Here is a 22,431-nt window from a genome sequence, read left to right as displayed (position 1 = left end):
AGATGACGGATATTTATCGATCTTTGGATGCGCAATCTTATCTATCTTGATGCTCATGCTACTACTCCAGTAGATCCAAAAGTTCTAGAAGCGATGCTGCCTTACTTTACCGAACGTTTTGGCAATCCTGCGACGAATACACACGTTTATGGTTGGGAAGCTAGCGCAGCAGTTAAAAATGCTCGGGAAGTTATCGCCAATATAATCAACGCCACTCCTGAAGAAATTGTTTTTACTAGTGGTGCAACAGAGGCTAATAATCTGGCAATCAAAGGTGTTGCCGAAGCTTATTTTAATCAGGGAAAACACATTATTACCGTCGCTACCGAACATCGGGCGGTGTTAGATCCCTGTGCATATTTAGCAACATTGGGATTTGAAATTACTTATCTTCCAGTACAGTCTGATGGTTTATTAGATCTCGAAAAATTACTAGCAGCTATACGTGAGGATACCATTCTGGTTTCAGTCATGGCAGCTAACAATGAAATTGGTGTATTGCAACCATTAGCCAAAATTGGTGAAATTTGTCATCATCGTGGGGTGTTATTTCATACCGACGCTGCACAGGCGATCGCTAAAATACCGTTAGACGTAACAGCAATGAATATCGATTTGATGTCGCTTACTGCTCATAAGATTTATGGTCCAAAAGGCATTGGTGCTTTATATGTGCGTCGTCGCGATCCCAAAGTCAAATTAGCTTCGCAAATCCAGGGAGGAGGACAGGAAAAAGGCAGGCGATCGGGTACTCTATCTACCCCGCAGATAGTTGGCTTTGCCAAGGCATTGGAAATCGGCGTATTAGAAATGGAACTAGAGTCAGTGCGGTTGTTGCAGCTAAAAAAACAACTCTGGTCGATGTTTGAACCACTTGAAGGTATCCAGCTTAACGGTAATTTTGAAAAAAGTCTGCACAATAATCTCAATATTAGCATTAAAGGGGTCAACGGCTCGGCTTTATTATTAGGACTGCAATCAGTGGTAGCCTTATCTTCTGGTTCGGCTTGTTCTTCTGAATCTACTGCACCTTCTCATGTCTTAACCGCTTTGGGTCGGGATGAAAAACTAGCCCATGCCTCTTTACGCTTCGGCATTGGTAGGTTTAATACCCCTGAAGAAATTGAAACGGCGGGAAAAACGGCGATCGCCACTATTAAATCTTTGCGTCAGGCTAGCAAGCTTTAAAAATAAGCTAAAGCAGTTTTAGACTAAGTTGTATGATTAACTAGTTAACTAGTTCTTGAACCTGTCCACCGCGCTGCTTCGCTTTTTAGCTATTAGCTATTAGCTGTTAGCTAATGTCCTAATCTATAGTTCACTTGTTATAAAGGTTTTTTAACAGATTATCGAGTGAGAAATTGGCTATATTAAGAACAACTTGTGAAAATCTTCCCCAATGAAACTTTCCCAATTAAGGTCGTTTGTAGCAGTAGCCAGATGTGGTAATTTTAGTCAGGCAGCAGTAGAGTTAGATCTGACACAGCCAACTGTTAGTCATGCAATCGCTACCTTAGAAAACGACTTAGGAATTCAACTACTGTTTCGGGGCAAAAAAGGCGTAAATCTTACCCCAGCAGGAGAAGGTGTCTTAGTGCATTGCGATCGCGTTTTACAGTCGATTGAGGATATTAAGCAAGAAGCCAACCGCTATAAAAGTTTATCAGGGGGAACAGTTAGAATCTCGGCTTTTCGTGGTGCATCTGCGCAACTATTACCAAAAATTAGAGCCTGTTTTAAAATTAAGCATCCCCAGATCGATATCAAAATTGTTGAAGAAAAAGATTGTCCTCAAGTAGAGCAAATGGTTTATGAAGGCAAAGCCGATCTTGGCTTTACGATCTTGCCGACTTCTAAAGATCTAGAAACTATTGAAGTGCTGCGGGATAATTATGTTGTTCTTTTGCCACCTCACCTAAATTTAGTTGCCCAGATGGATTGCCCTAAAATTAGCTGGACACAATTGCTCGATCTACCAATTATTTCCTATCCCAGCCAAAACAGTTGTTATAAACAGATCGAACATTACTTTGAAGTAGAGGGTTATCAATTTCAGCCCACCGAACAAGTCCGCGAAAGCGACACTATTGTTAACCTAGTAGCAACAGGATCGGAAGCTGCTATCTTACCGCAGCTATCTGTATTTCACATTCCCAAAGGTGTTACCGTCTGCCAGTTACCTAAGCCCCTACAGCGAATTGTGGTAGTCGCAACTCCCAAAGATGCTGACTTGTCTCATGCAGTTTGGGCATTTATCGATTTTCTCAAACAAATTGATTTAAGCCAGATCTAATTTTAGCTATCGGCAATTAAATGTTTTTCTACCATTTTCTCTACCTGTTGGGGCTTTACTTGGTTGTAACGAGCTTTATCTGGCATCATTACTAATGCTGGAGCTTTTTTACACTGTTTGAGACAACCTGTTTTCTGAATCGGAATCTCCTTAGTTAATCCGCGATCACTTAGTATAGATTCCAACTCTTGACAAACTTTTTTGCCTCCTTTTTTCCAGCAGTTCGACTTTTGGCAAACTAGCACCTTGGCTTTCGATTTAGTTTTGCTGTCAAATACAGGTAACAGAGAAACTGCCTTGGTTTTAACCGAAGCAGCTGGCTTTTGAGCAACTAGCACGACGGTTTCAGCTTTGTATTTAGTTTTGCCCGTTATTGGATGCTGCTTAGATTTTCCTGCTACTTCTAGTTGACACCCAGGAGATAAACCAGCAATTTTCTCTCTTAGGTTTTTAGGGATTTTAAGCCAATATTTGCCCTCATTTGTAACTAGCTTGATGTATTTAATCTTGTTTTTTTTAAAAGAGATTTTACTTAGCTTGCCTTGAAAATTAAACCCAGATATGTGGTTAACTTTTGCCATTATGATTAATAAATTCATTTTGCCTACTTTGATGATCGTATTGCACATACCAGCAATTATCCAACCAATCAATTAATTCGTGACGTTCGGCGCTAAATTGTCTGACTACACTCCAAATCTGGATTAGAGTAGTCGGGCTATATACATCGACTAATAAAGGTTCATTAGTCGAACATTGGCAATCAATTTCTAATGATTTTAAACGGCGAAATACATCCCACCGATAAGCCCATTTAATTGTCAGTATACGGCTCGGCTGCTTTTCATTTTCGGAAGCGTTGAGTTTTTTTGAGGTGCGATCGCTCATCCCAGATTTCCTGTGTTTTAAGTGTTTTGCTTGAAGGAATCAACTAATTAGCTTATTGAAAATAATAGTCAATTAATTGACCTGACAAAATTATAAACACTAATCAATAATATTTGTCAATAGATTTCAAAAATTAAGTGTGGCAAAAGTCTTGCTAGCCTAATAGATTAATATTTCGCAGCTTTGGTATATTGGGCTGAAAGTCTGAAGCTCTAATCTTAATCAACTGCATTTTTGCTGTTGCTGCTCTAGCTTATAGTTAATTTTGGCAGATAAACCTAATAATGCTGAACTATAGAGATGTTGAAACTCCTGAGCAAAATGTTGAGACACCAAAGAATTCTTAATAATAATTAGAGTTTCATCGTTGTTTGTATTAGCAGCTTTTGACCAATTGTGCGATCCTGAAATTACTGTTTGATTATCTATAAGTGCAAACTTGTGATGAAGTTTATCACCTGTAGCCAACTGTGCTATGCCAACTGTGTTCAGGGGATTACTCCAAGCATTATTAGCAGCTTCAGCTTGACAACCTAGATACAAAGTAACGCCCAGCATATCAAGTACCTCGCTGTAATAACGATAGGCAAAACCAGAGTCAAATACTCCTGCGATTTCTATACCCTGCTGGTGCTTTTGCTGTAGAGTATCAACAATCTCTTGTTCGCTAAAAACAAACAAAGCTAGATCGATAGATTTAGTAGCACTATCAATTGTTTTGTCGATCAAACCATTGGTACTAAAACGCCAATCCAGACTAGCAGAAGTAGGAGCAAACTGTAGCGTAAATTGAGTATCTTGCCAAATAAATGTCTTTGGCGATCGCCAAGGCTTTCGTAAACCGAACTTACTGTTAATTGCATCTGGAGTATTTCCCCACATATAGTTAAATTCTTCAGTAAATAAATCAGCCACCTCAGTATTTTCAATTCTGAGCAAATGATTCACGTTTCCTTTAGTTTCAGGATTATCTATATCGCCATGCGTATCACTTAGCGTAAAATTAACTGAGCCAGTCACTATCGTTTTACGATCAACAACCATAAATTTATGATGCATTAAACCACTGCCTTTCGAGCCATCGGCAGTATCATCAATTACGGGAATACCAGCATTTTCTAATATGACTAAAGCATCTCGTTGGGCAATTTCGGCAGAACTTAAGCGGTTGTCTTGATTTAGATCGACTAGTTGAAAAAACTGATTATATTTCTGGCGATCGCGTTGATTTAAGCGGTCAATTTCTGACGAATTTAATTTGCTTAACGAACGACTGTAATTATTATCTAAAATTACTCTTATCTGTACCCCAGAATTCTGGCTTTTTACCAAAGCCTGGGCAACTAATGGTAGGTTAAGCTCATGCACAGCCAGATCAATAGTAAACTTTGCTGCTGCGATTTCTTGAATAATTACTAATTCTAAATTATCTCCCTGACGTTCTATTTTACGGTAAGGATCGCTATAAGTTTGAGTCTTGCTTTCTCGGTGATTAAAATAAACTTGAATAAATTCGTCTTGTGGTAAGTTAGTCGATTGTTGAGAGTTTTGAGAACAGGCTATAGTCAAAGCAAAGCCGAACCAAAAGATCCATTTTAAGCGATACATAAATCAAGAGTCTACTGCTTTAAAAACAAACCTTTCTACCATAAGCGGACTAACTTAAAATCAACTAGTCTCTAAACAAGAAAAGTGGCATTTTCTTCTTCTGACACTATGATTATTGGGTGATAAGATACCTGAAGTCTAATTCTCTTATTTAAAATGGCGAGAAAGAACCAAGATATATAAACTTATGCCAAAACTAAATATTATTGACCGTAGTGCGCGTTATTTGTTATTTCTGAGCTTATTGTCCATCGGGTTTCCCACTAACTTACAGGCAGAGACAGATGCTCCAGCAGAACCCACGCCAAGCATTCCTGATTCAGATACTTCTACTCCGACGCAGTCTGACAGTGTTTTTAGCATCGAAGGAGGCAATAAATTAATGAAGGAAGCAGATCAAGCTATTGATGCTCAGCAGTACGATCTTGCTGTCGAGAAATTGCAGAGTGCGCGACAAGTTTTCAATCAGCTATCCAATTTTTACCTCCAGCTATTTAATAGCTTTACAGGATTAGATAATGCTGCTGCCGAATCTCACCGTAAAAAAGCTTTAGATACCAGCATTGAGAGGGATAAAGCCACTTATCAGCTAGCCCTAGTACATCGATCGCAAAATCAGCCCGAGCTATCGATTCCTTTATTAGTGCAAATTGTTACTTCCCAAAGTCCTGGTATTGGACTAGGAAGAAAAGCCTACGAACAGCTTCTAGAAATTGGCTTTGTCGATACTCCCTATACTCCCCAGCCTCCCGTTCCTCAAACGCCACCTGCTAATCCTCAACCTCCGACTCAAGGACAACCTCCTACTTCAACTCCACAGCCACCAATTCCTCCAGATACTCCTGAGTAGTTAGTAGTAAAATTTCTTGATCAGACTAGAGGAAAATTAAGGTCATAATAATTGAACATCTTGACCTAGATTTAAAAGTAAAATAGAGATCGTTAGCAAACGTCATCGCTCTTCAATTAGATAAGAGCGATCGATTTTCAAATCAATCTGTTTAAACCAACTAAACCAATCATGATTAGTCCAGAACAAGTACAAACAATGATTCAAGAGAGGCTCGCCCGTGCCGAAGTCAAAGTTGTCGGCGATGGACAGCATTTTGAAGCCATAATTATCTCGCCTGATTTTGTTGGTCAAACTAGAGTCAAACAGCATCAGATGGTATATTCGGCATTACAAGCAGAAATGGCATCAGAAACAATTCATGCTTTGTCTCTCAAAACTTATACTCCTGAAACTTGGCAGGCTATTGGCCAAGCTGTATAAAATTAAACTGTAAATTTAAAACATGTTGAATGCCCACTTTAATCATTTAACTGTTTGACAGCTTAGTACAATTAACCAAATTAATCGCTACGAATTATCACTGGCGTTTTTAGTAAATTAAGAAAAATAGGTAATTAAAACTTATGACACCTCAAGTAAAAGCAAAAATTGATCGCTTAGTTCATGAAAACAAAATTATGGTATTTATGAAGGGATCGAAACTCATGCCCCAATGCGGTTTCTCTAATAATGTAGTGCAAATCCTGAATACTCTGGGTGTTCCCTACGAAACCGTCGATATTTTAGCCGAGCCAGAAATACGTCAAGGAATTAAAGAATATTCCAACTGGCCCACAATACCGCAAATCTATATTGATGGAGAGTTTGTTGGCGGTTCAGATATTGCGATCGAGCTGTACCAAACTGGAGAATTGCAACAGATGGCAGAAGTAGCATTAGCTTCTTAAAGTCCAACTCAGCTGGTTCAAAACTGCTAATTTGACGTAAGCAAAAGACGACTAATACATATTAGTCGTCTTTTATTTTGTTAGATAGCTCTATAGCTCTATAAATATAACCATCAAATTTTCAAATAACTTTACTACATTCAGAATACACAAGCTAATTTTTTAACGCTTAAAGCTAAAAAACGTTTAATACGAACGCCGCCAATCTAGATTAAATATTTAATAATAATCAGTGTCTACTTCCATCTGAGTTTGAGGTGATGATAGCTCAAAGTTAGAGGGATCTCTTAAAAAGCGTAATGCTTGTTCTTCCAGGCGGTGAATATGATATTGTTCCACAAAGTCGCTGTTCCGTAGACAGGCAATGTATCCATCGAGATACAGTCTAATTTCCTCGAAACTATAACGTCTGCGCCACAGATCGACCATGCCGTCTGTAATTTTTTGGTAATGTCTAATGGTTTGAGGATTTTGAAGAATCATGACTTTTATTCGTTAGTGTTACTTAATATATTAGTAGGAATTAAACTCTTATTAAGTTTTATATCTTTTCTTATTTTACTGTGTTGGCTTTTAACAATCACATTTTTTTCGAGAATTATTAGTACTGATGACTCGTATCCATCGCTACAAAATCCAATCGAAGCCTCTGTTAGCCTTATTCTTATAGGAATTTTCCCTAAATTTAATGAGGCAAAAGTGGTTTCAGCACATATATCTATAGTTGAAAGTAATCCTCACTTACGCTCGCTACTAGGTTGGCATCTGCAACAATCAGGTTATGTTGTTAGCCAATCTGCTAGTTTGCAACAGGGTCGAGATGCTTTTTATCGGCATCAGCCAACATTAATGATTATTGACTCTGATTTACCTGATGGAGATGGATTGGAATTATCTCATTGGTTATTCCAACAGCAAAAGTCGTTGATTCTTTTGTTATCGGCTCGAAGCAATGAGCAAGATATAGTGAGAGGGTTGAAAAGTGGTGCTGATGATTATTTAACCAAGCCTTTTGGGATGCAAGAGTTTTTGGCGCGAGTTGAGGCATTAGTGCGACGAAGTCGCTTGACTAGTTCTGTTCCCCTGTCTATGGAATGTAAAGATCTTAAAATTGACTTGGCACAGCGACGAGTACAGTTGAAAGGTAATTTTATTGAATTAACACCGCAAGAATTTAGTTTGCTTTATGTTTTGGCTCAAGCTGAAGGGAATCCTTTAAGTCGCTCAGAACTATTACAGCGTGGATGGCCCGATGCTATTGATAATCCACGTACTGTAGATACCCATGTACTATCGCTGCGCAAAAAAATTGAATTTAATCCACGACAGCCCAACATCATTCAAACGGTTCGTAATGTAGGCTATCGATTTAATCCTGAGTTAATTGAAACCGAAAAAAACTCCCGAGAAAATAAGCTACCAGCGCTCGCCCCTGCCAATATAACTCGTTTTTCTCGTCAAATATAACCTCAGTTAAAGATTAATCATTAATTAAAGCCAATCTTGTTCCTGTTGCTCCTGTAACAGCTTTATTTTTTGGCGTAACTTTTGCCAGTTTGATTCGGTAGCGGGGAGATCTTCTGCTAATGTTCCTCGATCGATAAACAAAAGGCGATCGCCAAAACCTCTGACTAACTCTAGTTGATGGTTAACCATAATAATGGTCGTGTTTTGACTCTGATTTAATTCGTTTAATACAGTTAATAAGTGAGTCGCCAGACCAATATCCAAAGCTGATGTTGGCTCATCTAAAAGAATTACCAGAGGCTGCATCATCAAAGCGCGAGCGATCGCTACCAGCTGTCTTTGCCCTAAAGATAACTGTAGTTCCGTTTTGTTGAACCATTTTGAGGGAATACGCAATAAGCCTGTCCAAGTATCGAGCTGGACACGGATTTGCGACTCTGGTAGTTGCTGTAGTTTTAGAGGATAGCTTAACGCCTCAATAACTTTCATTCCCAGTAATTTAGGCTCTTGTGCAGCTAGAACGATCTTACGACGCAGTTGAACTGATGTTAGCTGCCGAGACGGCAGTTCCTGAACGTATATTTCACCGCTATTTGGAGAAACTAGACGATTAAGCAGTCTCAGCAAAGAAGTTTTTCCTGCACCTGATGCTCCGATAATTCCTACTTTTTCTCCTGGTTGAATTTGGAACGAAATATTCCGCAATAAATAATCTGAGCCAATGTTTGCCTGAAGACTGACTTGTTCTAAACGTAATACGGGCGGAACATGGCGATCACTCATAGCTTATCTCATCAGAATATTTCAGATCTTAAGCTAAAATTTAACTGACCGCATTTTAAGGTTATAGTCCGCTACGGAGAGTTGACACATTAAATCCCCGTTTACCGATAAGCTAAGAGTTTGTGATTTAACCACTATTGCCAGAGGAGTAAAAATTTGAGGCTGACAAAACTTGCAAATTGGTTTTCTGATGGAGATTTAGAAAAATACCGACAACAGGCACAGCAGGCACAAGCTAAAGTGCCAAAAATCAAGTCTGAGCTAGAAAAATTGAGCGCTGATTGGCAAAAATCTCAAAAAGAACTAGCACAGACAAAAGCCCAGCTACAAATCAATCAAGGTTTTCAAATAGAGTTAGGAGAAACGCAGCAAAGGTTACAGCAAGCTCAAGCCGAAGTTCAACGCTACAAAAAACAATTGTTTGAGCAGCAAAAAGAGTTCGATTTCACTCAATCTCAATTTAAGCTTGTACAGCAGCAATTAGCCATTGCTCAAAATTGGACACAGCAGCTTAAAACTCCAATTCAAATTACAGACATTAAAAAAACTCTGCCTAAAAAAGATTTTGAAACTTTATGGGGTTTTGGAATTATTACGCCGAACGTCAATTTGACGATTACTACAGGAGCAATCTTGGTCAAAGGATGGGTATTAGGTAAAAAGTCGCCAGCTAAAACCGTGCGAGTTATGTATCAAAATGAAAGTTTATTAGAAACTCCTGTTAAATTGCGTCGTCCGATAGTTATACAGCAGTATCCTGATATTCCAACTGCTAGTCAAAGCGGTTTTGAGTTTTCTCTAGCAATTGCAGGCATCCCAACGGAATTTGAGCTGAGTATTGAAGCTTTATTAAGCAATCAAACCGTGGTTCCTTTGTGCGATTTTCTGCTAAAACCTTTAATTGAATCAAATGACACATAAAGTTTTGTTAAAAATTAGCTACACTGAATGAAAGCTACGCTCAACGGCAAAAAAGGGTGCTGAAAATAAACTTAAAAAAGTACAAAAAAATACCCGACCGGTTACAAGAAAATTTAAGGTGTTCGGAGGAACAAAGTGTTTACAAGACTTGCAGAACAGCATCGTCAATTTGTCAAGGATTTAGTGATGACTCTTCAGGCTTTAGCGATCGCATTTGAAAATCGAGGCTATTTAGCATCATGCTATACCTGCGGTGGCGAAATGAATAGTGCTTCTTTTATGGTCAGTTTGAGAGATGAGCATCTGATCCGGTTTTTAGTCTCAGACTATGGGATTACTTGGACTGAAATGAGAGATGACCGCGAACTAATGAAGTTAGAAGGTGCTGAAGCAATTAACCAACTACAGGATTTAGCAGATTTGATTAAATACCAGGTACAGTCATCGGCATCTCAAGTACTTGAGTCAGACAATTCGCCAACTTTGCAAAATGTTTAGTTATTCTCAATGACCGATAATCAGACAAAAATACCCTAACTAAACAGCTAGTTGGGGTTATTTACGCTTTAGACGTTTTTGAATCAGGTTATGGTACTAGATTTGGTTGGGAAAATCCACTTTTGGTAAGTAGTTTTAACTAGGCTAAAAAGCTTCTGACTTTTGACTTGTAAATGGTATATCTGTACAGGACTTAGTATGAAAAGTCAAGTGACTACTTGCTCTGCGCGTTGACCTTGTTAACTTTATCGACTGACTTCGATGCCTCTATCTCGCAGTTGCTGCATAAAAAATTCTTCCAAAGAAGGCCTGGCTAGATGAATACTGACTAACTGGGCTTCAACATCATTTAGATGAGCGACGAATTGATTGGGTTCGACTTTTAATTGTCCGTGCCAATAATTATTTTCTTGAGTTAAATTGGTCAACCACGGATCTAGGGTTAAGGAATTACCGCCCGACACAATAGCTTGATAGGCATTAGTAGTACCCAGTAATTCATCGAGAGAACCTTGGCAGATTAATTCTCCTAAAGCTAAAAAAGCAATGCGATCGCAAATTTGTTCAATATCGGACAAAATATGAGAATTAAAAAAAATCGTTTTACCCTGCTGCTTGAGCGATAAAACAATTTCTCGCATTCGATAACGACCCATCGGATCTAGTCCAGACATGGGTTCATCTAAAAAGACAATTTCGGGATCGTTAATTAAAGCCTGTGCCATCCCCACCCGCTGTAACATTCCCTTAGAATACTGCTTGAGCTTCTTTTGACGGGCGGTAGACTGAGCTAGTCCCACCAGATCGAGTAATTCGACAATACGTTGACGCTGTTTATGCTTCGGTATTTGAAATAGTCCAGCAATAAATTCCAAAAATTCCCAAGCAGTCAAAAAATCATAAAGATAAGCATTTTCAGGTAGATAGCCAATCTTTTGCTTGACGGTGCGATCGCCTATTGGTTTACCTAAGATAACCGCCTTACCAGTAGTCGGACGAGTAATACCTAGTAAAGTTTTTAGTAAAGTAGTTTTTCCTGCACCATTAGGACCTAATAAACCAAAAGTTTCTCCTTGATAAATAGTTAGAGAACAGTTTTTTAGCGATTCAATTTTTTGATTCATCCAAAAGCCAGTTCGGTAGGTTTTACCCAGATTCCAGGTTTGAACTACTGGCATCGAATCGCGAGAAAAAGTGGGTGATAAATCAGCAGAATGCATAAACAACAGTCGCTTAGAAAGTATATTTTCCCTATATAGTTCCCTTAAATTGTCTTTTTTTTACAATTATCTCCGCCTTATTTTGGGCAATTTATCAAAACAACATAGAATATCGTTGCAGATTATTTTACTGTAATGATCATTACAGTAAGTTAACTTAATTTTTTCAATTTTTTTTTATAAAAACATGAATATACTATTTATAATTACTCGAGCAGATACGATCGGGGGCGCTCAAGTACACGTCAAAGATTTGGCTATTGCTTTACAGGAAAATCGGCATAAAGTAATGATTGTTACTGGAGAGCAAGGCATCTACAATGAAGATTTAAAACAAGCAGGTATAGAATCAGTTGCCTGCAAATACTTGCAGAAGCGAATTAGCCCTGTTGCAGACGGCAAAAGTTTACGCTACATCCTTAATATAGTAAGTTTATTTAAACCAGATCTAATCGCGGCTCATTCAAGCAAAACTGGAATTTTGGGGCGTTTGGCTAGTCAAATCACTAAAGTGCCTTGTGTGTTCACTGCTCACGGCTGGTCTTTTACCACAGGTATTCCCGAACCTCACCGTAGTGTTTATCGTTGGCTAGAAAAACTAACTGTACCTCTGGCCGATAAAATAATCTGTGTCTCCGAATACGATCGCCAAATTGGTTTAAAAGCTGGTATTCACTCGCGGCAACTAGTAATGATTCATAACGGCATGAAAGATGTTGTTTTCAATTTGAGAGCTAATCCAACTCAATCTGAACCGGTTAAAGTAGCGATGGTTGCTCGTTTCGACCGACAAAAAGATCATTTGACTTTAATCGAAGCTTTTAAAGACGTGAATGCAGAATTAATTTTGGTGGGAGATGGCCCAGGTTTGGTAAAAACCCGCCAAAAAGTAGAGCAGCTAGGAATCAATCAGAAAGTAACTTTTCTAGGTTTTCGCCAGGACGTAGCGCAAATTTTAGCCCAGGTACAAATTTATGCTTTAATCTCCAACTGGGAAGGGCTGCCCTGTACGATTATTGAGGCGATGCGGGCGGGGTTACCCGTGGTTGCTTCTAATGTTGGTGGGGTCAAAGAAATTGTTATTGATGGGCAAACGGGCTATGTAATTCCCCGCGGCGATCGCCAAATGTTACGACAAAAGCTAAATTATCTGATCGCAAATGAGTCAGCTAGAATCAGCATGGGCATTATGGCTCGCCAGAAATATGAATCTCAACTCACGTTTAAACATATGTATAACAAAACTATTGCAGCTTATCAAGAAGCGATCGCGCAAAAGTCTTAAAACATATTGCTTTATTCAGTATGCAAAATAATTAAGTGAAACAGCCCATACTTTTATCAACGCCCCACATCAGTCAGCAGAAACTCAAGTTTGTTCAACAAGCCTTTGATACCAATTGGGTGGCTCCTGTTGGCCATAATATCGATGCTTTTGAACAAGAATTTTCTCAGGTAGTAGGAGCGGAATATGCTACTGCGTTGTCATCTGGTACGGCTGCACTATATTTAGCTTTGAAGTTGATTGGAGTTAAGTTAAGGCTGGAGATGAGGTATTTTGTTTTACCTTTACCTTTATTGCCAGTGCCAGCCCCACAGAGATATTCTTAAGGTTTCTTACATAAGTCAAGATCCCGAACAGGCAGCAAAAGTAGTTAATACGCTGGTCAAAAACTATTTAGATAATAACTTGGTGGTTAACAAAGCTGAAGCAATATCTGCCAGAGAATTCTTAGAAGAACAATTGCCCAAGGTGGAGCAATCTTTACAAAAAACTGAAGCTGCAATACGCCAACTTAAAGAATCTAATGAATTTGTCTCTCCAGATGAAGATACCAAAGCTTTAATCGAAGGTATGCAAGAACTACAGGCAGAAATAGCTAAAGCCAAAGGAGAAATGGCAAATGCTAATTCTCAGGCTGGTTATATTCAAGATAATTTAGGTTTGACGGCAGAGCAGGCTATAGTCTTAGCTACGGTTAGCCAGTCTCCTGAGGTTAGAGAAACATTATCCAAGCTACAAAGCGCGGAATCAGATTTGGCGATCGCTCAGGCTCGTTTTACGCCCAACAGTCCTAACGTAATTGAGCTAAAAGAGCAGGTAAACTCTTTAGAAAAACTGCTGGGTAAACAACCGTATCTATCGGTGGCAAGGCGGCAAAAGATATCGTGCAGAATATCAAAACTGGTGAAATTCAACATGAGCTGACTAGTGAATTGATCAAGCTTGAAGCTAGTAATTTTGGATTAAGCCAGCAAGTTGAGAGTCTTACCGAAATAGAACAGGATCGTCCGGATAAAATCGACAAAGTGCCTGAATTAGAACAAAAATTGCAGCAGTTATCGAGGGAACTAAGATCGTTTGAATCGACTTACGAAGTTTTATGGCAACAGCTACAAACGGTTAGAATAGCGCAAAGCCAAGATCCTGGAAATGTAAGGGTAATATCTAATGCGGTTGTTCCTACTAAACCTGTTTCTTCCCGCGCAGTTGGTTATCTTGCTTCTAGCTCTCTAGCTCTGCTTGCAGCAGCGGGAGTAATTTATCTGCTAGAAATTAGCGACAAATCCATCAAAACTATCGAAGAAGCCAAACAGCTATACGGTTACACCTGGCTAGGGGTAATACCTGGAATTGATAAAATCAAACCCTTAAGCCTGCCAGAATCTAATCAAGACGCATCTATACCCAGAATAGTGGTGAGAAATTTTCCTTCACTACCACTAAGCGAGTCTTATCGGATGTTGCAGTCTAATATTAAGTTTTTGAATTCAGAGCGCTCCGTTAAGAGTATTGTCATTACCAGCTCTGCGCCTCAAGAGGGAAAATCTACCGTAGCTGCGAATTTAGCAGCATCTATGGCTCAGGTGGGAAATAAAGTTCTGCTGGTTGACGCTAATCTTCACCAACCAATGCAACATCGTATTTGGAACACTGGTAACGATAAAGGCTTAAGTAATGTTGTTGCAGAACAATTAGATCCTAAGATAACCATCGAAGAAGTCATGTCTAACCTTGACTTACTGACCTCTGGTACCATAACCCCTTATCCTGCTACTCTACTAGATTCTCAAAGAATGAGAATGTTGATGGACTATTGGTCAGAACGCTACGACTTTGTAATTTTTGATACACCGTCTTTGGATTTAACTGCTGATGCGCCAATTATGGGTCGTATAGCTGATGGAGTATTACTAGTTGTTCGACCAGGTTCTGTGGAGCGCTCTCAAGCAACCTATACTAAAGAAATTTTGGCTCGCTCGGGACTCAATATTTTGGGAATTGTCTTTAATGGTGTTGTTCCTCAATTCGATTCGCACTCTTCTTACTATGCCATTGAAGAGAAACCAAGCGTTCTTCAGCTAGGCACAGCACCAGAGACTTCTAATGAAGAAGCGTTGTGGCAGACAATTTCTACTTGGGCGATGGAATCAAAGAAAGATAAGCTGGCTAGCAATTTAAATGAGTCCGAACTACAGCAAGCTCCTTTAGACAAGCTAGAAGCAATGGTGTTGCACCTCCAGCAAGATCTATTCAATTTGACTCAACTGGTAAATGAACAAGAAGATGAACTTTTGCTACAGCGTCACAAGGTAAAAAATCTTCAGCGAAAAGCCAATATTACTAGTGAAAACGAGCTGTTCTATTCGGATAGTCAGTTAAGCCAGGAGCAGGAAAGAAAGAGAATGCTTGATGAAACTTTAGTAGGACAGAAACGAAACCTAGAAAAACGCCGAGAAATGCTTCACCAATATCAACAGGTATTGGAAACTAGAAAAAACGCTGGTTCTCGCATTTAAAATAAATATTATGTTTGAATTAAATGTATTAGGTAATTCCTCTAGCGACGCATAAATCTTTAATGAAAACTATCTTGCTCTGGCTAATCGGCAGTTATCGCCAGCTAATTTCGCCTTTGTTTCCTCCTACTTGTCGCTTCCAACCCACTTGCTCTCAATATGCTATGGAAGCGATCGCGATTTACGGAGCGATAAAAGGTAGTTGGTTAGCCGTTGGTCGCATCTTGCGGTGTCATCCTTTTCATCCTGGAGGTTACGACCCTGTACCATCTTCGGATCGAGCTTCTAATTCCAAATAACGTAATTTCAACCAAACTTTAGACGTATTTAAATTCTTGACTACTCGGATTGAGTTTTAACAGTAAAATAGACAATTTAAGGCGATCTCGTCAAATCAAAAAAGGGCAGCAGCCTGCCCTTATCGGTTTCTTAGTGATGATTAATACTGGAGATAACTTTAATACTGAAGGTCGGAAGGAATATACTGATTAACGTCAGCTTGATCTTGAACGTTGGTTTGAGTTCCTTGCTGATCGATGATGTTATAACCACCTACAGCAGCAGCTTCATTAACTCCACTCTGTACAGATGTTTGGGCATTTGGTGTAGCGGGTACACCGTAGGCATCTAAGTTAAGCTGTTGTTGATAGTTGGCTTGGTCAGCATCTTGCAGGACTAGATTAGCGTCACCTACGGCAGCAGCCGAGTTGGTATTAGTTTGAATGCCAGTTTGAGCGTCTTGGGCAAAAGCAGTTAAAGGAGCGAATGCGATAACTGTAGTTAGAAAAGCTAGTGTGGATTTCTTCATGATTGTAGACCTCGTATTAGTAAGTTTGAGTTAGTGTGTTTTGCTTACAGATACTAGTTACGACTGGTCTATTTTTTTATGCAGTTTTTGTTCAGAATTAGCAGTATGACTAGGAATCGATCCATGATGAATGAGCGACGAGCAATAATTTTATGTCCCGAATATTAAATTTTAATTTCAAGGTTTGGATTTTAGCAGCAGGCAGATTGTTATCCCAAATTGGGTCAGGCTTTACTTTGTTCTATGCACCGATCTTTTTTGTCAATCAGGTCGGGCTTTCTTCTACTTTGGTTGGCGTAGCTTTGGGCAGTGCTTCTGTTTCAGGAGTTGTAGGTAGATTTTTAGGTGGGCAGGGCGCAGATTCTCCACGGTGGGGACGCAGAAAAACATTGCTGGCTTCTGCTGCCATATCCGTACTGGCAGACGTGGTTTTATCTTTAGCAGCAAATTTTTCGACCTTAGTTTTAGGCAATCTGTTGATGGGTTTCGGGATTGGAATATATTGGCCAGCTACTGAAGCAGCAATTATCGATCTAACTAGCCCAGAACAACGTAACGAAGCCTTCGCCATTACTCGATTAGCTGATAGTTTAGGTTTGAGTTTGGGGGTGGTGTTAGGAGGAGCTTTAATTGCTAACTCTGGCAATTACCGAGCTTTATTCGTTATTGATGGAATTTCTTTTGCCATCTTTTTTGCCGTAATTTACTTTGCGATCGCCGAAACTTATCAATTTAAACCCCAATCAACAATAGTTAATCAAAACGCTTGGTCTTTGGCGTTACGCGATCGCGCTTTGATGGTATTTGTTTTGGTCAATATTTTGTTTACTATTTATCTATCTCAGGTACAAAGCACCATGCCTCTTTATCTGAAAAATTTTGTGCAACTGTCTGATACGAGTACGGGTTTTTCAGAAAAGGTCATTAGCGGTCTGTTTACTTGGCACATTGCCTTTGCTGCTATTTGCCAGCTTCCCGCAGCCTGGATGCTAAATCGATTCAGTCGCATTACTGGATTAAGCTTTTCGCTATTACTTTGGGGAATCGCCTTTCTTTTTGTTTGGGTAACAGGAACTAGGAGCGATTATATTCTGAACTGGGCAGTTTTGACCTTAGGAATAATGTCTTTAGGAATGGTGACTTATACCCCTATTGCATCTAGCTTAGTAGCAGATTTAGCACCAGAATCCTTGAGAGGAGTATATCTCTCGATTAATTCTCAGTGTTGGGCGATCGGCTACTTTATTGGCCCACCACTGGGAGGTTGGGCATTAGATCATCCCCAGTTTACTAATTATTTTTGGCTTAGTTGTGCCACCTCTATACTTGTTGGTATGGGGATCTTACAGTATTTAAAACGGTTAATAGCAGTTAGATGAATAGCTAAAAATTTAACTGGCAATAAATATTAAACATTATTTTACCAGCTTACTACTTGATTAAAACAGTATAATTTGATACTGCATTATTTGTGCAACAGTTGTTTTAAAATCTCAAGAGATAATACTGGCAAGCCAATACAAATATTAGGCGTTACCCAAGATATTACCGAAACTAAAAAAATCAGTCAGAATCAGCCAGACCTAACCTGGAATTAGTTGAACAAGTCAAAACTTTAGAATCATGGCATAAAGAACGAATTTCTGCAAGCTTGTTTAACTATCCAAGAAGCTGAGACAGCGTTAACCGATTTATTGCAGCCATTATTTCCTAACGCTCACGGTGCAGTATATCTCATGAACAATAGCAAAAATTTATTTCAGGCGATCGCCGTTTGGGGAGTATCTAATAGTAACATTAGCTTTGAGCCAAATGAATGTTGGTCATTGCGCAGAGGAAATTCCCATATTTCCCATCCTCATACTTCTGGACTTTATTGTTCTCATGTTGACTGTCAGACTAATTTAACTCCTACTCTTTGTTTACCAATGATTGCTAAAGGAGAAACATTGGGAATGCTGTATTTGAGTTTCAGTGATTCTGCAACAATTAATAAATCAATTCAAGACTTAGCAGAAACCGTCGCGCAAAATATTGCGATGTCTTTTGCCAATTTAAAACTTCAGGAAAAACTGAGATATCAAAGTCTGCGCGATCCTTTGACTGGACTATATAATCGTCGCTATTTGCGAGAATGTTTAACTAAAGAAATTGATCGCTCTCAAAGAAAACAGCAATTCATTGGCAATTAAATCTGATTAATTCTGATTAAGGTTGAGATTAAACAAGAGATTTTTAATTTTTAGGCGAATAGATCCCCATACTTAGTTCCTTACAGCGAATTTCAGTTGAGTAAAACTTATTATTTGCGACGCGAAGCTATATCCGAAGGTGTATCCTTTAGGAGTCCTTTAGGGCATAGCTTAAAGAAGCAGTCCTAAAGGATTTATTACTCAGACAAATCAATGTGGTTTACCCAATCAAAAACTGTTGTATGATCTGTATCCCAGATTCACCTACAATAATCTAAAAGCTAAGAGTCAAAGATTTTTGAGCATCAATCAAAACGAAGCCAACTCACATCGGGCGCATGAATAATTATTTTGCTACAGTATCTCGCGGTTTAGAAGAGGTTGCTGCACAAGAATTGGTACGTATCGGTGCAGAAGAGGTTCGCCCAGACTTTACCGGGGTTCACTTTAAGGGCGATAAAGAACTACTCTACAAAGCCAATCTTTGGACAAGGACTACTTTTCGGATTTTAATGCCGATCGCTAAAGTAAAAAGTTTCAACGGCGAGGAGCTTTATCGTAGCGTGCAAAAGCTAGATTGGTCAGAATATTTAGATCCAGATATGACTCTGGCTGTTACCTGTACGGGTAAGAATCAAAATCTAAATCATACTCATTTTACTGCTTTGCAAATCAAAAACGCCATCACAGATTGGCAAAAACGCAGAGGAGGGAAACGTTCCAGCGTTGATACGGAAAACCCAGATCTGCTAATTAATGCCCATATTGACGAAAAGCACTGTATTATTAGCCTAGATAGTTCAGGTTCAAGTTTACATCGTCGGGGATATCGCCCTGCAATTGGCGCAGCACCGATGAAAGAGACTTTAGCCGCAGCTTTACTGGAAATGGCGGAATGGACACCAGATTTACCCTTTCTCGATCCGATGTGCGGTAGCGGTACTTTACCAATTGAAGCCACCCTAAAAGCTTTAAATATTGCCCCAGGTTTATATCGCGACTTTGGATTTCAAAACTGGTTAGACTACGATCGCGATTTGTGGCAGAGTTTACTTAAAGACGCTAGCGATCGCCAAAAACACGATCTTGCCGTGCCGATTATTGGCAGCGATCGCGATATGAACGTGATTAGGCAAGCCTTTGTCAACGCGGAAAGTTCTGGACTAGAAGACTATGTTAAATTTGCCCGTCAGGAACTCTCTACTATCGAAGCACCAGCAGATCGTGGAGTTTTGGTCTGTAATCCTCCTTATGGCGTAAGATTGGGCAAAGAAGCGGAATTAGGAGAATTATATAAACAGCTAGGAGATATTTTTAAACAGAGATTTAGAGGCTGGACAGCATATATTCTGACGGGTAGCATGAAGCTTTCCAAGCACGTCGGACTCAGGACTTCTAAGCGCATTAAACTGTACAACGGCGCAATTCCCTGTACTCTTTTGAAATATGAAATGTATTGAGCCTAATTAGTAACCATTTACTATGTCTAGTAAGAAAGTAAGTAAAGCAGTAATTCCTGCTGCGGGTTTTGGTACTCGGATGTATCCTGCTACCAAGGCTCTAAAAAAAGAATTGTTTCCCATCATTGACAAAGATGGACGAGCCAAGCCAATTATCCTGGCTATAGTAGAAGAAGCGATTAGTGCCGGGATTGAAGAAGTAGCAATTGTGGTGCAAAAGAGCGATCGCGATTTATTTAACGATCTGTTAAAATCTCCGCCCAAACCTGAATTATGGCAGAAATTATCATCAGAAAATCGAGCCTATACGGAATATCTACAAACTATTGGCGATCGCATTACAATTTTGACTCAGAGTGACCAAGAAGGTTTTGGTCATGCTGTTTTTTGCAGCCGTGATTGGGTGGACAACCAGCCCTTTTTACTTTTATTAGGAGATCATGTCTATACTTCTGACGATGATTCTTGCGCAGCGCAAATGGTAAATATTTATCAAGAACTAGGTACAAGCGTTATCGGTATTACCGTGATGGATGCCGATGTGATTCACAAAGCAGGATGTGTTGGCGGTAAGTGGAAAACCGATTCGATTTTAGAAATAGCTCAGATTTATGAAAAGCCCACCTTAAAGTATGCCAGGCAACATTTGCAAGTCTCAGGTATGCCCCAAGATCGATTTTTAGGAGTTTTCGGAATGTATATCTTGGAATCCGCTATTTTCAATTTATTGGATTCAGAGATCGCCAACAATGAACGTTTTAAAGGCGAATTTCAATTAACAACCTGCTTGGATAAACTAAGAGCCGAAAATGGGGCGATCGCCTACTTAGTCAAAGGACAATACTATGATACGGGAATGCCTTTGTTCTATCGCCAAACAATAATTGATTATTATCAAAACAGTAGCAAGTAGCCGACTGCGATTAAAGTTTTAACTTGAGGTCATAAAATTGTTGTGTGTATTGTTCGAGCAAAAGACAACTTACATTATCGAACCCTTCATTTTTATTGAGACTTCTTGAGCTACATAAAGGAATTGGAGCAAAACACGTTAATGTTGGAGATATGCGAAATGCTTTAATTCCCCTGCCACCACTACCAGAACAACAGCGCATCGTTGCCAAAGTCGATCGCCTGATGGCATTATGCGATCGACTCGAAGCACAATCAACAAATCAAACCGAAAAACAAACTGCTCTCTTAAATGAAGTTATAGCAGCTATCTAGGGAAAATATGCGGTTAAAATCTGTGTATATTAGTGAATATAAAAACCTAAAAGACTTTAACCTGTCTTTTAATGAAAATAGTTTTATAGATGTATTTGTTGGTAAAAACGGAACAGGAAAATCAAATTTATTCGAGGCATTGATTGAAATATCTATTAAAAATACATAAAAATTAGCTATTTTTCTGATACTCTGCCATCTCTGCAAAAGGCAAACGGCAGCGATGACAACAACCAAACTCCCATAAAGCAGGAGATTTAAACTTAGCTTGGCAATGAGGACATTTAGAAATGAGCTTCAATTTGTGGCGATCGCATTCCCAAACAGATTTATATTGCCATTCCAACCGATGACAAGGAACTTCCCCATAACAAGCCCCACATATACGAATAGGTTCGCATTTCATCCCCATCCCTTTTGGTGGAAGCATAGCTCTTAACCTGACGCTATCGACTCCTACAACTTCAGCTAAAGCTTGAAACTCCCGAACTGTAGGAAAAGGATTAAGGTGAAACCTTTCCCAACGTGCAACAACTCCACCAATACCTGCCAAATCTCCCAATGCGCTAGGAGAAAGATGATTGCGCCTTCTGAATCTTCCCAGAAAATGACTCAGACTTTCTCCTTCATACGGCTCGATAGGAAACAGCCAAGGTTCAACTTCATTAGTATCACTCATGAGTACTCCCTAGCTATATCTTTAAGAATCTTGGGATCGACTTTCTGATATCCCTGAGACAGAGATGCGATCGCAGCTTCTCGCAAAACCTCATCAAGCCTACCGATATAGCCTTCAGTAGCTGTCAGCAAAATTTTTTGTGTAGTCTTATTAGTTAGATTGGAAGCAACAGGAAGTTTGAGAATTTTTTCCTCCCAAATCACCACTGTTTTCTTAAAATCTATTCCTGCCAATTTGCCAAAGCGACGATTAGCCCGAAAGCGATTATAAACCTGCTCATCTCTTTTTATTACTGCATCCAGACGATCTGTTCCTACTAAAACTACAGCAATTTCTAACTTGTCATAAATATCTCTTACTTCAGAAAACGTCTCAGGCTTAAGGCGATCCGCCTCATCAATAATCAGCATCTCTACCTGACACCCTTGCAAAGCATCCATTGCTCTATTTCTAAATTCAGCAATACTACCTCTGACAGCCCTAAACTTTAAACACTCAATGATTTCCCGAAACAACTCTTTAGCACCACATTTTTGTGGAGGCATAATCTTGATTATAGGCTCAATAGGAATTTGATTTTTACTTTGTCTTTCTTGAGGCTTTTTATTCAGCTTATTTCTCATAACATAAGCTTCACAGGCAATTGTTTTCCCCGTTCTTGATTCTCCTACTATCCGACAAGATCGTCTTGATTTGCGCTTTCCATCTAGCCAATCATGTAATTCTTTAATATGTTCTAGGGCTACTGTACTTTTACGATTTAGACGAGCAATTTCTTTTTGTACCCATTCTTCATCTGATTCGATTTTGCCTAATTTATCGGCGATCGCTTTAGCTTCAGTCATT

Annotated in this window: 27 protein-coding genes; 18 read left to right on the top strand and 9 right to left on the bottom strand. The window is 39.3% G+C overall.

Features of this window, described 5'->3' with window-relative positions:
* The first annotated feature begins 27 nt into the window (after positions 1–27).
* Positions 28–1,188 (top strand): aminotransferase class V-fold PLP-dependent enzyme, encoded by a 1,161-nt coding sequence (locus tag V6C71_13810; GenBank protein HEY9769549.1) that lies wholly within the window; start codon positions 28–30, stop codon positions 1,186–1,188.
* Between the two features lie 211 nt (positions 1,189–1,399).
* Positions 1,400–2,293 carry a LysR family transcriptional regulator gene (locus tag V6C71_13805; GenBank protein ID HEY9769548.1) on the top strand — a complete coding sequence of 298 codons (894 nt, stop codon included), beginning with the start codon at positions 1,400–1,402 and terminating at the stop codon, positions 2,291–2,293.
* 2 nt (positions 2,294–2,295) lie between these two features.
* Here the strand turns inward: V6C71_13805 and V6C71_13800 are convergent, their stop codons facing one another.
* The 3 genes from V6C71_13800 to V6C71_13790 all read right to left on the bottom strand — a co-directional run bounded on the left by V6C71_13800 (position 2,296) and on the right by V6C71_13790 (position 4,789).
* Positions 2,296–2,892 carry a (2Fe-2S) ferredoxin domain-containing protein gene (locus V6C71_13800; protein HEY9769547.1) on the bottom strand — a complete coding sequence of 199 codons (597 nt, stop codon included), beginning with the start codon at positions 2,890–2,892 and terminating at the stop codon, positions 2,296–2,298.
* A complete protein-coding gene (locus tag V6C71_13795) occupies positions 2,861–3,181 on the bottom strand; it encodes an Asr1405/Asl0597 family protein (protein HEY9769546.1) in 321 nt (106 codons plus the stop codon). The genes V6C71_13800 and V6C71_13795 overlap by 32 nt, the downstream gene beginning before the upstream one ends.
* Positions 3,182–3,403: 222 nt before the next feature.
* Complete coding sequence (locus tag V6C71_13790) at positions 3,404–4,789, bottom strand: phospholipase D-like domain-containing protein (protein HEY9769545.1); 1,386 nt, start codon at positions 4,787–4,789, stop codon at positions 3,404–3,406.
* A 187-nt stretch (positions 4,790–4,976) separates the two neighbouring features.
* Between V6C71_13790 and V6C71_13785 the strand changes: the two genes are divergently transcribed.
* The 3 genes from V6C71_13785 (at position 4,977) to grxD (ending at position 6,529) form a co-directional block, all read left to right on the top strand.
* Positions 4,977–5,639 (top strand): hypothetical protein, encoded by a 663-nt coding sequence (locus V6C71_13785; protein HEY9769544.1) that lies wholly within the window; start codon positions 4,977–4,979, stop codon positions 5,637–5,639.
* A gap of 171 nt (positions 5,640–5,810) precedes the next feature.
* The gene (locus V6C71_13780; protein HEY9769543.1) at positions 5,811–6,062 is read left to right on the top strand and encodes a BolA/IbaG family iron-sulfur metabolism protein; all 252 of its coding nucleotides are present in this window, start codon (positions 5,811–5,813) and stop codon (positions 6,060–6,062) included.
* Between the two features lie 143 nt (positions 6,063–6,205).
* Positions 6,206–6,529 (top strand): Grx4 family monothiol glutaredoxin, encoded by a 324-nt coding sequence (gene grxD / locus V6C71_13775; GenBank protein HEY9769542.1) that lies wholly within the window; start codon positions 6,206–6,208, stop codon positions 6,527–6,529.
* 219 nt (positions 6,530–6,748) lie between these two features.
* On the opposite strand, the gene V6C71_13770 is transcribed toward grxD, so the two are convergent.
* Positions 6,749–7,012, bottom strand: coding sequence for a DUF6761 family protein (locus V6C71_13770; protein ID HEY9769541.1), 264 nt, complete (start codon positions 7,010–7,012; stop codon positions 6,749–6,751).
* A gap of 216 nt (positions 7,013–7,228) precedes the next feature.
* Here V6C71_13770 and V6C71_13765 point away from each other — a divergent pair, with 216 nt between their 5' ends.
* Positions 7,229–7,996 carry a response regulator transcription factor gene (locus V6C71_13765; GenBank protein HEY9769540.1) on the top strand — a complete coding sequence of 256 codons (768 nt, stop codon included), beginning with the start codon at positions 7,229–7,231 and terminating at the stop codon, positions 7,994–7,996.
* Positions 7,997–8,020: 24 nt separating this feature from the next.
* Here V6C71_13765 and V6C71_13760 read toward each other — a convergent pair whose 3' ends face one another.
* Entirely contained in the window at positions 8,021–8,779 is a 759-nt protein-coding gene (locus V6C71_13760) for an ATP-binding cassette domain-containing protein (GenBank protein HEY9769539.1), read from the bottom strand.
* Positions 8,780–8,935: 156 nt separating this feature from the next.
* Between V6C71_13760 and V6C71_13755 the strand changes: the two genes are divergently transcribed.
* Both V6C71_13755 and V6C71_13750 read left to right on the top strand, forming a co-directional pair.
* Positions 8,936–9,700, top strand: a complete 765-nt coding sequence (locus V6C71_13755; GenBank protein ID HEY9769538.1) for a hypothetical protein — start codon at positions 8,936–8,938, stop codon at positions 9,698–9,700.
* 135 nt (positions 9,701–9,835) lie between these two features.
* Positions 9,836–10,198, top strand: coding sequence for a DUF1815 family protein (locus V6C71_13750; GenBank protein HEY9769537.1), 363 nt, complete (start codon positions 9,836–9,838; stop codon positions 10,196–10,198).
* A 245-nt stretch (positions 10,199–10,443) separates the two neighbouring features.
* Here V6C71_13750 and V6C71_13745 read toward each other — a convergent pair whose 3' ends face one another.
* Complete coding sequence (locus tag V6C71_13745; GenBank protein ID HEY9769536.1) at positions 10,444–11,376, bottom strand: ABC transporter ATP-binding protein; 933 nt, start codon at positions 11,374–11,376, stop codon at positions 10,444–10,446.
* Between the two features lie 229 nt (positions 11,377–11,605).
* Between V6C71_13745 and V6C71_13740 the strand changes: the two genes are divergently transcribed.
* The 5 genes from V6C71_13740 to yidD all read left to right on the top strand — a co-directional run bounded on the left by V6C71_13740 (position 11,606) and on the right by yidD (position 15,518).
* On the top strand, positions 11,606–12,703 hold the full coding sequence (locus tag V6C71_13740) for a glycosyltransferase family 4 protein (GenBank protein HEY9769535.1): 1,098 nt from the start codon (positions 11,606–11,608) through the stop codon (positions 12,701–12,703).
* Between the two features lie 35 nt (positions 12,704–12,738).
* Entirely contained in the window at positions 12,739–13,029 is a 291-nt protein-coding gene (locus V6C71_13735) for a DegT/DnrJ/EryC1/StrS family aminotransferase (protein HEY9769534.1), read from the top strand.
* Positions 12,977–13,627, top strand: a complete 651-nt coding sequence (locus V6C71_13730) for a hypothetical protein (GenBank protein HEY9769533.1) — start codon at positions 12,977–12,979, stop codon at positions 13,625–13,627. The genes V6C71_13735 and V6C71_13730 overlap by 53 nt, the downstream gene beginning before the upstream one ends.
* On the top strand, positions 13,588–15,219 hold the full coding sequence (locus V6C71_13725; protein HEY9769532.1) for a polysaccharide biosynthesis tyrosine autokinase: 1,632 nt from the start codon (positions 13,588–13,590) through the stop codon (positions 15,217–15,219). Before V6C71_13730 ends, V6C71_13725 begins: the two co-directional genes overlap by 40 nt.
* A 62-nt stretch (positions 15,220–15,281) precedes the next feature.
* A complete protein-coding gene (gene yidD / locus V6C71_13720) occupies positions 15,282–15,518 on the top strand; it encodes a membrane protein insertion efficiency factor YidD (GenBank protein ID HEY9769531.1) in 237 nt (78 codons plus the stop codon).
* A 158-nt stretch (positions 15,519–15,676) separates the two neighbouring features.
* Here yidD and V6C71_13715 read toward each other — a convergent pair whose 3' ends face one another.
* Positions 15,677–16,027, bottom strand: coding sequence for a hypothetical protein (locus V6C71_13715; GenBank protein ID HEY9769530.1), 351 nt, complete (start codon positions 16,025–16,027; stop codon positions 15,677–15,679).
* Positions 16,028–16,179: 152 nt separating this feature from the next.
* Here V6C71_13715 and V6C71_13710 point away from each other — a divergent pair, with 152 nt between their 5' ends.
* The 5 genes from V6C71_13710 to V6C71_13690 all read left to right on the top strand — a co-directional run bounded on the left by V6C71_13710 (position 16,180) and on the right by V6C71_13690 (position 20,906).
* A complete protein-coding gene (locus V6C71_13710; GenBank protein HEY9769529.1) occupies positions 16,180–17,406 on the top strand; it encodes an MFS transporter in 1,227 nt (408 codons plus the stop codon).
* Between the two features lie 249 nt (positions 17,407–17,655).
* Positions 17,656–18,219, top strand: coding sequence for a GAF domain-containing protein (locus V6C71_13705; GenBank protein HEY9769528.1), 564 nt, complete (start codon positions 17,656–17,658; stop codon positions 18,217–18,219).
* Between the two features lie 338 nt (positions 18,220–18,557).
* Positions 18,558–19,679 (top strand): THUMP domain-containing protein, encoded by a 1,122-nt coding sequence (locus V6C71_13700; protein ID HEY9769527.1) that lies wholly within the window; start codon positions 18,558–18,560, stop codon positions 19,677–19,679.
* Positions 19,680–19,701: 22 nt separating this feature from the next.
* A complete protein-coding gene (locus V6C71_13695; GenBank protein ID HEY9769526.1) occupies positions 19,702–20,592 on the top strand; it encodes a sugar phosphate nucleotidyltransferase in 891 nt (296 codons plus the stop codon).
* A 95-nt stretch (positions 20,593–20,687) separates the two neighbouring features.
* Entirely contained in the window at positions 20,688–20,906 is a 219-nt protein-coding gene (locus V6C71_13690; GenBank protein HEY9769525.1) for a restriction endonuclease subunit S, read from the top strand.
* A 172-nt stretch (positions 20,907–21,078) separates the two neighbouring features.
* Here V6C71_13690 and V6C71_13685 read toward each other — a convergent pair whose 3' ends face one another.
* Positions 21,079–21,585: a TniQ family protein gene (locus V6C71_13685; GenBank protein ID HEY9769524.1), complete on the bottom strand. Its 507-nt coding sequence runs from the start codon at positions 21,583–21,585 to the stop codon at positions 21,079–21,081.
* On the bottom strand, positions 21,582–22,430 hold the full coding sequence (locus V6C71_13680; protein ID HEY9769523.1) for a TniB family NTP-binding protein: 849 nt from the start codon (positions 22,428–22,430) through the stop codon (positions 21,582–21,584). Before V6C71_13680 ends, V6C71_13685 begins: the two co-directional genes overlap by 4 nt.
* Position 22,431 lies beyond the last annotated feature (1 nt).

It is taken from the genome of Coleofasciculaceae cyanobacterium (assembly GCA_036703275.1).
Taxonomy (GTDB): domain Bacteria; phylum Cyanobacteriota; class Cyanobacteriia; order Cyanobacteriales; family Xenococcaceae; genus Waterburya.
This window is presented reverse-complemented; position numbering and strand designations above follow the sequence as displayed.